This is a genomic window from Lichenibacterium dinghuense, assembly GCF_021730615.1.
GTDB classification, from domain to species: Bacteria; Pseudomonadota; Alphaproteobacteria; order Rhizobiales; family Beijerinckiaceae; genus Lichenihabitans; species Lichenihabitans dinghuensis.
Map to the genome: position 1 here is coordinate 2546129 of NZ_JAJLMN010000001.1, position 11987 is coordinate 2558115.

The 11987-nt window shown below is 75.7% G+C and carries 9 protein-coding genes; 6 read left to right on the plus strand and 3 right to left on the minus strand.

The genetic code is table 11. The annotated features are described in order from the left end of the window. Positions 1-351: 351 nt before the first annotated feature. Positions 352-960: a hypothetical protein gene (locus L7N97_RS12365; protein WP_237478565.1), complete on the minus strand. Its 609-nt coding sequence runs from the start codon at positions 958-960 to the stop codon at positions 352-354. A gap of 388 nt (positions 961-1348) precedes the next feature. Here L7N97_RS12365 and L7N97_RS12370 point away from each other — a divergent pair, with 388 nt between their 5' ends. From L7N97_RS12370 to L7N97_RS12385, 4 genes are read left to right on the plus strand one after another with little or no spacing between them, the layout of a single operon-like run. Continuing rightward, a complete protein-coding gene (locus L7N97_RS12370) occupies positions 1349-2152 on the plus strand; it encodes an ABC transporter ATP-binding protein (protein ID WP_237478566.1) in 804 nt (267 codons plus the stop codon). Then, on the plus strand, positions 2149-3060 hold the full coding sequence (locus L7N97_RS12375) for an ABC transporter substrate-binding protein (protein ID WP_237478567.1): 912 nt from the start codon (positions 2149-2151) through the stop codon (positions 3058-3060). The genes L7N97_RS12370 and L7N97_RS12375 overlap by 4 nt, the downstream gene beginning before the upstream one ends. Then, positions 3050-5077 carry an iron chelate uptake ABC transporter family permease subunit gene (locus L7N97_RS12380; RefSeq protein ID WP_237478568.1) on the plus strand — a complete coding sequence of 676 codons (2028 nt, stop codon included), beginning with the start codon at positions 3050-3052 and terminating at the stop codon, positions 5075-5077. Before L7N97_RS12375 ends, L7N97_RS12380 begins: the two co-directional genes overlap by 11 nt. Beyond that, positions 5077-5808, plus strand: coding sequence for a siderophore-interacting protein (locus L7N97_RS12385; RefSeq protein ID WP_237478569.1), 732 nt, complete (start codon positions 5077-5079; stop codon positions 5806-5808). Before L7N97_RS12380 ends, L7N97_RS12385 begins: the two co-directional genes overlap by 1 nt. Before the next feature lie 30 nt (positions 5809-5838). On the opposite strand, the gene L7N97_RS12390 is transcribed toward L7N97_RS12385, so the two are convergent. Together L7N97_RS12390 and L7N97_RS12395 are read right to left on the minus strand one after the other, a co-directional pair. Beyond that, positions 5839-7203 carry a dicarboxylate/amino acid:cation symporter gene (locus tag L7N97_RS12390; protein ID WP_237478570.1) on the minus strand — a complete coding sequence of 455 codons (1365 nt, stop codon included), beginning with the start codon at positions 7201-7203 and terminating at the stop codon, positions 5839-5841. A 176-nt stretch (positions 7204-7379) separates the two neighbouring features. Then, positions 7380-7850: an Lrp/AsnC ligand binding domain-containing protein gene (locus tag L7N97_RS12395; protein WP_237478571.1), complete on the minus strand. Its 471-nt coding sequence runs from the start codon at positions 7848-7850 to the stop codon at positions 7380-7382. 164 nt (positions 7851-8014) lie between these two features. On the opposite strand from L7N97_RS12395, the gene putA reads away from it, so the two are divergent. Both putA and L7N97_RS12405 read left to right on the plus strand, forming a co-directional pair. Then, positions 8015-11674: a trifunctional transcriptional regulator/proline dehydrogenase/L-glutamate gamma-semialdehyde dehydrogenase gene (putA, locus tag L7N97_RS12400; protein WP_237478572.1), complete on the plus strand. Its 3660-nt coding sequence runs from the start codon at positions 8015-8017 to the stop codon at positions 11672-11674. A gap of 65 nt (positions 11675-11739) precedes the next feature. Next, on the plus strand, positions 11740-11958 hold the full coding sequence (locus L7N97_RS12405) for a hypothetical protein (protein WP_237478573.1): 219 nt from the start codon (positions 11740-11742) through the stop codon (positions 11956-11958). Positions 11959-11987 lie beyond the last annotated feature (29 nt).

Below are 11987 nucleotides of genomic sequence, written 5' to 3' on the forward strand. Positions count from 1 at the left end.
TTGAAGCAGGGGGCCGAGGCTATGTCCGACGCGCCGCGTTTCAAGCACCGCATCCTGTCGTCCGGCGAGCACGGTGTGACATCTCCCGACGTCAAAAGCCCCTGCGCGATCGCGAACACGCAGGTGGACGCCCGCCGTGGCGCCGAGGCCCTTCTGGCACAATTTCGGCGCCTCGGCCTCCCGATCCGCCCTCGGACCGAGCGGCAGAAGTCCGAAGCCGCTCGATCGACCGCGTCAGGCTGGCCGCCTTCGTCGCGCGTGCGACTTCCGCTCTCTCTCCCGTCATCGCGTCGCTGCGCTCGCGATGACGGCGCGTGCGGGCCCGAAGACTCCTCGCGCGTCGTCGCCCCCTCACTCCGCCCCGTCGCCCTTCGCGTCCCCCTGCGCCGGCTCCGGGCCGGCCCCCCCGATGTTAGCGAGGGCCGTCATGCGCTCGACGCTGATCTGGGTCAGCCGCCGCACGGTGTTGCGCCGCAGCGCCGCCCGTTCGGGGCCCTCGCCGGGCAGGCGGTCGCGCTGGAAGATGTAGTTGGATTCCAGGGCGACGAGCTTCGTGAAGGCGGCCACGTCGGTGTGGATATTCTCGCGCAGGTGGAAGGTCGACTGCACGCCCACCAGCGCCGCCGTCAGCGCGGTCACGGTCACGGTGGGCGTCTTCAGGCGCTGCGTGTTGTCGGCCGTGGTCGAGGCGGTCAGCAGCGTCGCGGCGAGGCCGAGCAGGATGGTGGCGCTCTGCACCGCGATGTTGATCCGGTTCCAGACCTGGAAGTCCCGCATGGACGCGCCGATGTGGTTGTCGAGCGCCTGCTCCATGAGGTCCGACGGCGGGCTGACGACGCTGTGCGGCGGCGCGGCGCCGATCCAGGCCGCCACGGCGACGAGCCCGACCACGCCGAGGCCCACCGCCAGCGCCACGCCCAGGCCCCTCGCCGTCCATCCCTCGGTGTATCGCGACAACATGCGGCGCCCCCGCGGCGGTGACGATCGAGGGTTGCTTTCGGGGGGCTCCGCGTCAAGCCCTGCACGCGGCGGCCCCGCCCGTCCCCGCGCGGGGAGGAGGGGACGCCCGCCGCGCGGTCCCACATTCGTCAAGGCGCGCTCCGTAGCATTGGGCTCCGATCCGCCGCGGTGAGCCTCCAGCGCCAAGCCCGCGCGGCCGCGGGATGGCGGCGCGGCGAAGACGACGCCCAAGATCGCCGCAAGCATCGCCGGTTTCGAACCATTCCAATTCTCGTGTCGAGATTTGAACGGCTCTGATCTGATCTGCCGCGCTGCGTGCGAGGTGCCATCCTCCGCGGAGATGACATAGACAGTCCGCCGATCTTCTCTGTCCCGCGAGGCCCCGCTGTTGCCGACCACCCCCGTCCCGACCGCCGACTCCGCGACGCTGGCGGTGACCGACGTCGCGGTCGAGGCGGGCGGCCGCCGCCTGCTCGGGCCGGTGACGCTCGGCTTCGCGCCCGGCGCCGTGCACGGGATCATCGGCCACAACGGTTCGGGCAAGTCGACCCTGTTGAAGCTCCTCGCGCGCCAGATCGCGCCGACGGGCGGCGGCGTGGCGCTCGGCGGCGAGGCGCTGGGGCGGCTCGCGCCCCGCGCCTTCGCCCGGCGCGTCGCCTACCTGCCGCAGGCGCTGCCCGCCGGCACGGGGCTGACGGTGCGCGAGCTCGTCGAGCAGGGGCGCTACCCCTGGCACGGCGCCCTCGGCCGCGCCACGGGGGCGGACCGCGCCGCGGTGGCGGCGGCGCTGGAGGCGGCGGGCCTCGGCGGCGACGCGGACCGCATGGCAGACGCGCTGTCGGGCGGCGAGCGCCAGCGCGCCTGGATCGCCATGCTGATCGCTCAGGGCGCGCGCAGCCTGCTGCTCGACGAGCCCACCGCGGCGCTCGACCCGGCCCACACGGTCGAGGTGATGGCGGTGCTGCGGCGCCTCGCCCACCGCGACGGCGCGGCGGTCGTCGTGGTGCTGCACGACATCAACATGGCGGCGCGCTTCTGCGACCGGCTCGTGGCGCTGAAGCGCGGGCGCGTGCTGGCCGACGGTCCGCCGGCCGCCGTCGTCACGCCCGCCGTGCTCGAACGCATCTACGGCCTGCCCATGGCGGTGCTCCGGCGCGACGGCGCGGCCGCGCCCGTGGCGGTGCCGGCGTGAGGGGAGCGGAGCTGACGCGCCGCGGCGCGCTGCTGTCGCTGGCCGCCGTGCTGGCCGGCCCTGCGTGGGCCGCCGCCGCCGCGCCGCCCGCGCCGCGCGTCGCTTCGCTCGACTGGACGCTGGCCTCGGCCTGCCTGTCGCTCGGGCTCGTCCCCGCCGGCGTCGCGGAAACGCGGGCCTATGGGCGCTGGGTGGTGGAGCCCGCGCTGCCGGCGGGCACCGTCGAGCTCGGCGTGCGGGAAGCGCCGAGCCTCGAGGGGCTGGCGCAGCTCGCGCCCGACCTGATCCTCGTCAACGGCTTCCACGACGCCCTGCGGGCCCGGCTGGAGCGGATCGCGCCGACCCTGTCGATCGACATCTACGGCGACGGCCGTCGCCCGCTCGCGGCCGCCGAGGACGCGCTGCGCGCGCTCGGCCGGCGCTTCGGGCTGGATGCCGAGGCGGATGCCGTCGTCGGCGGCGTCGACGCCGGCTTCGCGCGGGCCCGCGCCGCGCTCGGGGCCGCGGCGCGGCCGCCGGTGCTGCCCTTCAACCTCGCCGACGGCCGCACCCTGCGCCTCTACGGGGCGGGCAGCCTCTACGCCGACGCGCTGGAGCGGATCGGCCTCGCCTCGGCCTGGGCGGGCACCACAAGCCCCTGGGGCACCGCGACGGCCGATTTCGCCGCGCTGGCGGCCGTGCCGGACGCCACGCTCGTGCTGGTCGAGCCCGTGCCGGCCGAGGCCGAGGCCGTGCTGACGGGCGGCGCGCTCTGGGCCGGCCTCGTCGCGGGGCGCCGTCTCGTGCGCCTGCCCGCGGTCTGGCCCTTCGGCGAGGCTTCCGCGGCGCTGCGCTTCGCCGCGCTGCTCGCGGCGGCGCTGACGCGCGGGGAGAGCAGCCGGGACGGGAGGAGCGCCGATGCGCGCTGAAGCGGCGAGGCCTCCCTACCGCGCCGTCACGGCCGCCCTGCTGGCCGCGGCGCTCGCCGTCGCGCTGCTGATGCTCTGGCAACAACTGCCGCCGCCGCTGTGGCTTCCGGCGCTGCTCCATCCCGGGCCGGACGGCGTCGCCGCGCTGCTGTTCCGCGACGCCGCGCTGCCGCGCGTCGCCACCGCCTTCCTGGCGGGCGCGGGGCTCGCGCTGTCGGGCGTGGTCTGCCAGGCCGTGCTCGACAACCCGCTGGCGGCGCCTTCCACGCTCGGCGTGTCGGCCGGGGCGCAGCTCGCGCTGGCCGTCGCCGCCGTGGCGCTGCCCGCCGGTGTGCCCGGCCTCGGCCGCGAGGGCACGGCGGCGCTCGGCGCGCTGCTCGCCATGGGCTTCGTCGGGCTCGTCGCGGCGCGCCACCGCTTCTCGCCGGCCGCCGTGGTGCTGGCCGGGCTCGCGGTCGGGCTGCTCGCCGGGGCGCTCGGCGCCGCGCTGGAGCTGCTCGACCGCGAGGACGCCGCCGGGGTGTTCCTGTGGGGGGCGGGCTCGCTCGCCGGCGCCGGCCCCGCCACGGTGCTGTTCCTCTTGCCGCGCCTCCTCGTCCTGGCGCTCGCCGCGGGCCTGATGGCGCGGCCGCTCGCGGTGCTGACCTTGGGCGCCGGCTCGGCGCGCGCGCTCGGCGTGCCCGTGCTGCCGCTGCGGGCCGCGGCCCTCACCGTGGCGGCGCTGCTCGGCGCCACCGTCACGGCCTCGGTCGGCGTGATCGCCTTCGTGGAACTCCTGGCGCCGGCCCTGGCCCGCGCCGCCGGGGCGCGCCGCCTCGGGGCGCAGATGCTGCACGCGCCGCTGCTCGGCGGCGCCGTCCTGGTGCTGGTCGACGCCGCCGCGCGGGGCCTGGGCGACGGCCTGTCCGTGCCCTTCCCGGCGGGCGCCGCGGCGGCGCTGTTCGGGGCGCCGGCGCTGCTGATCCTCGCGCTGCGCCTTGAGACCGCGCCGTTCCGCGACGGCGCGGCCGGCGCCGCCCCCGCGGCGGCCCGCGCCCGCCGTGCGGCGGTGCCGCTCGCCGCCCTGGCGCTCGCCCTCGCCGTCGCCGTCGCGGCCGCGCTGGCCGTGGGCCGCACCGGCGCCGGCTGGGCCGTGCTGGGCTGGCCCGTGCCGGGGAACGGCGCGACCTGGGCGACCGTGCTCGACTGGCGCGCGCCGCGCACGCTGTCGGCCCTCGGCGCCGGCGCGCTGCTGGGCGCGGCCGGCGCGCTGCTCCAGCGCCTCACCGGCAACCCGCTGGTCAGCCCGGAAACGCTGGGCATCGGCGCCGGCGCCACGGCGGGCCTCGCCGCGGCGCTGCTGCTCGCCGCGGCCCCGAGCGCTCCCGCGCTCTTCGCCGCCGGCCTCTGCGGCGCCGGGCTGGCGATGCTCCTCGTCGGCGCGGCGTCGCTCCGCGGCGGCTTCGCGCCCGGGCGGCTGCTGCTCGTCGGCGTGTCGCTCGGCGCGGCCCTCCAATCGCTGCTGACCCTGGTGCTGGCGCTCGGCGACGCCCGCGCGGCGCGGCTGCTCGCCTTCGTGTCGGGCTCGACCTACGGGGCGAGCCCCGGCGGCGCCGCGGCGGCGCTGGCCCTGGCCGCGGCCCTGTGCCCGGCGGCGCTGCTGCTCGGCCGCGCGCTCGACATCCTGCCGCTCGGCGCGGGCGCGGCCCGCGCGCTCGGCCTGCACCTCGGCCTGACGCGCGGCCTCGTGGCCCTGCTCGCCGCCGCCATGACGGTGGGCGCGATCGAGACCGTCGGTCCCCTGAGCTTCGTCGGCCTCGTCGGGCCGCAGGTGGCCTCCCGGCTCGGCTGCCGCCGCGCCCGCGCCCACCTCTTCGGCTCGGCGCTGGTGGGGGCCGCCGCCATGGTGCTCGCCGACGCGCTCGGCCGCATCGTGGCGGCGCCCTTCGAGGTGCCGGCCGGCCTCGTCGCCGCCGTCGTCGGCGTGCCCTTCTTCGCGGCGCTGCTGCTGCGCCGTTCCTCCGCCGGAGACTGTTGATGCTCGATCCCGTCCCGTCCGGGCCCGTCCTGCCCGCGGGCGCGCTCCGCACCACGGTGGTGTCGGTCGCCTCGCCGACGCCCGGCAGCCGGCGCATCACCCTCGGCGGCGAGGCGCTGCGCGGCTTCGCGCTGCCGCGGGGCTGCTGGGGCCCCTATCTCAAGCTGCTGTTCCCGCGCCCGGACGGCTCGCTCGCCTGGCGCACCTACAGCGTCCGCGCCTTCGACCCCGAGAGCTGCGAGCTCGCCGTCGAGATCATGCTGCACGAGCCGCGCGGGATCGGGGCGAGCTGGGCCATGGCGGCCGGGCCCGGCGACGCGCTCGCGATCCTGGGCCCCGGCGTGATCCCGGTGCCGCCGGCGCCGGACTGGATCGTGCTGGCCGGCGACCGCACGGCGCTGCCCGCCATCGCCTACACGCTGGAGCAGCTCCCCGCCGCGACGCGCGGGCTGGCGCTCATCGCCGTCGAGGACGCGGCGGACCGCCAGGACCTCGCCGGGCCGCCGGGCGTCGAGGTGCGCTGGGTCGAGGGCGACCTCGCCGACGCCGTGCTGGGCGCGCCCTGGCCCTGCGAGGGGGACTGCGTGCTGTGGGCCGGCGCCGAGGCCGGCGCGGCGCGGCGCATCCGCGCCTACGCCCGCAAGCGCTGCGGCCTCGACGCGTGCCGCCGGCCGATCCTGAACTATTGGAAGCGCGGGCAGGCCGAGGGCAGCTTCGACTGCCAGCGGTGAGGCGGGCCTCCGATCGAGCCCGCCGGGCGGTCAGGCGCTCTGGGTGACGCCCGAGCCCTGGCTGACGATGTCGAGGTCCGTCGGCTCGGCGGCGGGGTCGTTCAGCACGCGCGTGGCGCGGGCGAGGTCGAGGTCCCCCTCCCAGGCCGCCACCACGACGGTCGCGACGCAGTTGCCGACGAGGTTGCCGAGCGCGCGCGCCATGCCGATGAACCAGTCGACCGACAGCACCAGCACGAGGCCGATGACCGGGATGCCCGGCACGGCGTTGAGCGTCGCGGCCAGGATCACGATCGCCGAGCCCGGGATGCCGTGCGCGCCCTTGGACGTGACGAGCGAGATGCCGAGCACGAGCAGCAGGTCGCCGACCGACAGCGGCGTGTTGGTGGCCTGCGCGATGAACACCACGGCCAGCGTCAGGTAGATCGAGAAGGCGTCCAGGTTGAAGGAATAGCCGGTCGGCACCACGAGGCCCACGACCGACGGCTTCACGCCCATGAACTCCAGCTTGCGCATGATCTGGGGCAGCACGGCGTCCGACGAGGCCGTGCCGAGCACGATGGTGAGCTCCTCGCGCAGGTAGGCCAGGAACTTGAAGATGTTGACGCCCGCGAGCCGCATCACGCCGCCGAGGATGGCCAGCACGAACAGCGCGACCGCGGCGTAGTAGAGGGCCACGAGCGACAGGAGCTGCGTCAGCGAGCCGACGCCGTACTTGCCCACCGTGTAGGCCACGGCACCGAGCACGCCGAGCGGCGCGACCCGCACGATGAGCCCCATGGCCTTGAACAGGACGGAGGCCAGCGCGTCGATGCCGTCCGTCACCATCCTGCCCTGCTTCCCGCCGACGAGGGCGAGCGAGATGCCGAAGATGATGGCGAAGAACAGCACCTGGAGCACGTCGTTGCGCGCCAGCGCGTCGAAGGACGTGGTCGGGATGATGTTGAGCAGGAACGCGGCGATGCCGGAGCCCTGGAGGTGCTTGGCGTTGTCCTGATAGGTCGCCAGCGCCTTGGGATCGAGGGTGGCCGTGTTGATGTTCATGCCGTGGCCCGGCCCGACCACGAAGGCCAGCACGATGCCGAGGATCAATGCCACGGTCGTCATCACCTCGAAGTAGACCAGCGCCTTGACGCCGACCCGGCCGACCTTCCTGAGGTCGCCCGTCCCGGCGATGCCGTGCACCACGACGCAGAACACGATCGGCGCCACGATCATGCTGATGAGCTTCAGGAAGGCGTCGCTCAGCACCTTCAGACCCTGGGCGAAGTCCGGCGCGGCCATCCCCAGGATGATGCCGAGGATCAACCCGACCACCACCTGGAAGAACAGGGAGGTGTAGAAGGGTCTGGTGGCCTTGACGCCGGCCATGGCGGGAAGGGCAGAGCTGGTCATCGTGTGGCTCCTCCGATGGGACCCGCGACCTCGTCGACGATGACGCGATCGATGGTGGGTGGAACGGCATCCGAAGCGGGTCCCGCTGAGCGTTCGTGCAGGAAGGCCAGCAAAGGCCGTGCCTGCATGCAGCGTCGGGGGCCGCGCCGGACGCCGAGGTCCGGCCCCCGTCGGCTTCACCCCGCCCTCCCGCCCCGCACCGGCAGCGGCCCGTCGCGCTTCACCTCCTCCATCACGGCGTAGGTGCGCGTCTCCCTGACCCCGGGCAGGCCGACCAGCACGTCGCCGAGCAGGCGCCGGTAGGCCGCCATGTCGGCCACGCGTGCCTTGACGAGGTAGTCGAAGCCGCCCGCCACCATGTGGCATTCCAGGATCTCGGGCGTCAGCCGCACCGCGCGGGCGAAGGAGTCGAAGGCGTCCGAGGTCGTCTTGTCGAGCGACACCTCCACGAAGACCAGCAGCCCGAGCCCCAGGAGCTTCGGGTCGAGCCGCGCCCCGTAGCCGGTGATGACGCCGTCGCGCGTCAGCCGCCGCAGCCGCTCGCCCGTGGCGGTGGGCGACAGGCCGAGCCGCTCGGCGAGGTCGCTCGTGGTGATGCGGCCGTCGGCCTGCAGGATGTCGAGGATCTTGAGGTCGCTGCCGTCCACCGCTGATCCTCCGCTGAATCGCGCTCTTCGCCGCCGAAGGCTCCGCCATTCCGCCTTTTCGACCGATGGAGACGCGGCGAAGCCGGTGATACGATGACGCATCGACGGGGGAAAGCCGGCCCCCGCGCGCGTTCCCCGTCCCGGCTTCCCGCGCGAGCCTCCCGATGACCGTCCACGTCCCGGCTTCCCCCTTCGCGGCCTTCGCGCCCTCGGTGCGGCCCCAGGCGCCGCTGCGCGCCGCCATCACGGCCGCGGCGCGCCGGCCCGAGCCCGACTGCGTGGCGGCGCTGCTCGACGGCGCGACGCTGCCCCCCGCGCAGGCCGCCGAGGCCGCCCGGACGGCGCGCGCCCTCGTCACCGCGCTGCGCGCCAAGGCGAAGCGCGGCGGCGTCGAGGGGCTGATCCAGGAATACGACCTGTCGAGCCAGGAGGGCGTGGCGCTGATGTGCCTCGCGGAAGCGCTGCTGCGCATCCCCGACAGCGCCACGCGCGACGCGCTGATCCGCGACAAGATCGCGGGCGGCGACTGGCGCGCCCACCTCGGGCAGAGCCCGTCGCCCTTCGTCAACGCCGCCACCTGGGGCCTCGTCGTCACGGGCCGCCTCACGGCCACGACCAGCGAGGCGGGCCTCGGCGGCGCGCTGACGCGCCTCATCGCCAAGGGCGGCGAGCCGCTGATCCGCCGCGGCACCGACCTCGCCATGCGGATGATGGGCGAGCAGTTCGTCACCGGCCAGACCATCGCGGAGGCGCTGGCGAACAGCCGGGCGCTGGAGGCGCGCGGCTTCCGCTATTCCTACGACATGCTGGGCGAGGCCGCGACCACGGCCGAGGACGCCGCGCGCTACCTCGCCGACTACGAGGGCGCCATCCGCGCCATCGGCGCGGCTTCGGCGGGCCGCGGACCCATCGAGGGGCCGGGCATCTCGATCAAGCTGTCGGCCCTGCATCCGCGCTACAGCCGCGCCAAGCGCGACCGCGCCATGGCGGAGCTGCTGCCGCGCGTGAAGGGCTTGGCCGCGCTCGCCCGCTCGTTCAACATCGGGCTCAACATCGACGCCGAAGAATCCGACCGGCTGGAGCTGTCGCTCGACCTGCTCGAGGCCCTGGCGCTCGATCCGGAGCTGAAGGGCTGGGACGGCCTCGGCTTCGTGCTGCAGGCCTACGGCAAGCGCTGCCCCACCGCGATCGACTTCGTCGTGGACCTCGCGCGCCGCGCCGGCCGCCGCATCATGGTGCGGCTGGTGAAGGGCGCCTACTGGGACTCCGAGATCAAGCGCGCCCAGGTGGACGGGCAGGCCGGCTTCCCGGTCTTCACCCGGAAGATCCACACGGACGTGAGCTACCTCGCCTGCGCGAGGAAACTGCTCGCCTCCTCCGACGCCGTGTTCCCGCAGTTCGCCACCCACAACGCGCAGACGCTGGGCGCGATCCTGGCCATGGCGGGCCCGGAGTTCCGACCCGGCGACTACGAGTTCCAGTGCCTGCACGGCATGGGCGAGCCGCTCTACGACGAGGTGGTGGGGGCGGGAAAGCTCGGCCGGCCCTGCCGCATCTACGCGCCCGTCGGCACCCACGAGACGCTGCTGGCCTACCTCGTGCGGCGCCTCCTGGAGAACGGCGCCAACTCGTCCTTCGTCAACCGCATCGCCGACGAGGGCGTGAGCGTCGACGACCTCGTGGCCGATCCCGTCGCGGCCGTCCGCGCCGAGACGCCCGTCGGCGCGCCGCATCCCCGCATCGCCGCGCCGCGCGACCTCCTGCCCGGACGCCTGAACAGTCGCGGCCTCGACCTCGCGGACGAGGACGCGCTCGCCGCGCTCGGCGCCGCCCTGGAGGAGAGCGCCGCGACCCGCTGGACCGCGCTGCCGGCCGGCACCACGGACGAGGCCGGCGCCGAGCCGGTGCTGAACCCCGCCGACCGCCGCGACGCCGTGGGCCACGCGCGCCACGCGACCCCGGCCGAAGTCGAGGCCGCGCTCGCCCGCGCCGCGGCCTCGGCGCCCGCCTGGGCCCTCGTGCCCGCGGCGGCGCGCGCCGCGTGCCTGCGCGGCGCCGCCGACGCGCTCGAAGCCCGCATGCCGGTGCTGATCGGGCTCGTCGTGCGCGAGGCGGGCAAGAGCTACGCCAACGCGGTGGCGGAGGTGCGCGAGGCCGTCGACTTCCTGCGCTACTACGCGGCCGAGGCCGTGCGGACGCTCGGCGGCGGGGAGCATCGGCCGCTCGGCCCGGTGGTCTGCATCAGCCCGTGGAACTTCCCGCTGGCGATCTTCACCGGGCAGGTCGCGGCGGCGCTGGCGGGCGGCAACCCGGTGCTGGCCAAGCCCGCCGAGGAGACGCCGCTCGTCGCCGCCGAGGCGGTGCGGATCCTCCACGCGGCCGGCGTGCCCGAGGATGCCCTGCAACTCCTGCCCGGCGCGGGCGAGGTCGGGGCCGCCCTGGTGGGCGACGCCCGCACCATGGGCGTGATGTTCACCGGCTCCACCGCGGTCGCGCGAATGATCCAGCATCAGCTCAGCCTGCGCTTGACCCCGGAGGGCCGCCCCGTGCCGCTGGTGGCCGAGACGGGCGGGCAGAACGCGATGGTGGTGGATTCCTCGGCCCTGGCCGAGCAGGTGGTGGCCGACGTCGTCGCCTCCGCCTTCGACTCCGCCGGCCAGCGCTGCTCGGCCCTGCGCATCCTGTGCCTGCAGGAGGACGTGGCGGACCGCACCCTCGCCATGCTGCGCGGCGCCCTGCGCGAGCTGGAAGTCGGCGACCCCCGCGCCCTGTCGGTCGACGTCGGCCCCGTCATCTCGGCCGAGGCGCGCGACGGCATCCTGTCCCATCTGGCCGAGATGCGGGCGCGCGGCCACCGTGTCGAGAGCCTGCCGCTGCCCGACGCCTGCCGGCACGGCACCTTCGTGGCCCCGACGATCGTCGAGGTGTCGCGGGTCGCCGACGTCGAGCGCGAGGTGTTCGGCCCCGTGCTGCACGTGCTGCGCTTCCGCCGCGGCGCGCTCGACCGCCTCGTCGACGACATCGACGCCACCGGCTACGGCCTGACCTTCGGGCTGCACACCCGCATCGACGAGACGGTGGCGCGCGTGGTCGGGCGCGTCGAGGCCGGCAACGTCTACGTCAACCGCAACGTGATCGGCGCGGTGGTGGGCGTGCAGCCCTTCGGCGGCTCGGGCCTGTCCGGCACCGGCCCCAAGGCCGGCGGCCCGCTCACCCTCGGCCGCCTCGTGCAGGCGCCGCCCGCCGCCGCGCTCGACGGCTTGACGGGGGGCGAGCCCCCGGCCGCCGCGCGCCTCTACGCCGACTGGCTCGCCGCCGCCGGCCATGCCGCTGAGGCCGAGCGCTGCCGGGCCGCGCTGGCGCGCTCGCCGCTCGGCGCGGGGGCCGAGCTGGCGGGGCCGGTCGGCGAGCGCAACGCCTACGCGCTGCGCCCGCGCGGCCGCGTCGCGGCGCTGGCGAGCGGGCCCGCGGGCCTGCGCGCGCAGGTCGGCGCGATCCTGGCCACCGGCAACACGGCGGTGGTGGAGCGCGCGGCGGCGGCCGCCCTCGACGGCATGCCGCGTGAGGCGGCGGCGCGCGTGCTGGTGGTCGACGACTGGTCCGCCGCCGAGGGGCTGCGCGGGGTCCTGTTCGAGGGCGACGCCGCGGCGCTGCTCGCCCTGCAGGGCCGCGTGGCGGAGCGGCCGGGCCCCATCCTCCTGCTGGAGGCCGTGGGCTCGGCGACGCGCGAGGACTACCCGCCGGTGCGCCTGCTGGAGGAGAGCACGGTGTCGACCAACACGGCGGCGGCGGGCGGCAACGCCAGCCTCATGGCGATCGGGTGACGCATGCCTTGCCGGCCGCGCCGCGCTTCTCTACGGGGGAGGGCGGCGCAGCGGGGCTTGGGACGATGAACTTCAGCGTGGTGGCGATCGCCGACGACCGGCTGGAGTGCACGAACGAGGCCGGCCAGCGCTTCACCTTCCCGCTCGACGAGCTCCACGCCACCCGCAAGCCCGTCCGCACCGACGTCAAGGTCGGCACGCTGCCGGTGGCGACGCCGCTGCGCACGCTGGAGCTCGCCCGCAAGGCCGCGGAGGACTACGCGGTCGCCCACGGCCTGATCTGACTTTACGCTCCGTTAACCACGACGGGCGA

Bases quoted from the DNA above. Each gene is read 5' to 3' on its own strand.
- L7N97_RS12365 (WP_237478565.1), bottom strand. From the start codon at position 960: ATGTTGTCGCGATACACCGAGGGATGGACGGCGAGGGGCCTGGGCGTG.
- L7N97_RS12380 (WP_237478568.1), top strand. From the start codon at position 3,050: ATGCGCGCTGAAGCGGCGAGGCCTCCCTACCGCGCCGTCACGGCCGCC.
- L7N97_RS12385 (WP_237478569.1), top strand. From the start codon at position 5,077: ATGCTCGATCCCGTCCCGTCCGGGCCCGTCCTGCCCGCGGGCGCGCTC.
- L7N97_RS12390 (WP_237478570.1), bottom strand. From the start codon at position 7,203: ATGACCAGCTCTGCCCTTCCCGCCATGGCCGGCGTCAAGGCCACCAGA.
- putA (WP_237478572.1), top strand. From the start codon at position 8,015: ATGACCGTCCACGTCCCGGCTTCCCCCTTCGCGGCCTTCGCGCCCTCG.
- L7N97_RS12405 (WP_237478573.1), top strand. From the start codon at position 11,740: ATGAACTTCAGCGTGGTGGCGATCGCCGACGACCGGCTGGAGTGCACG.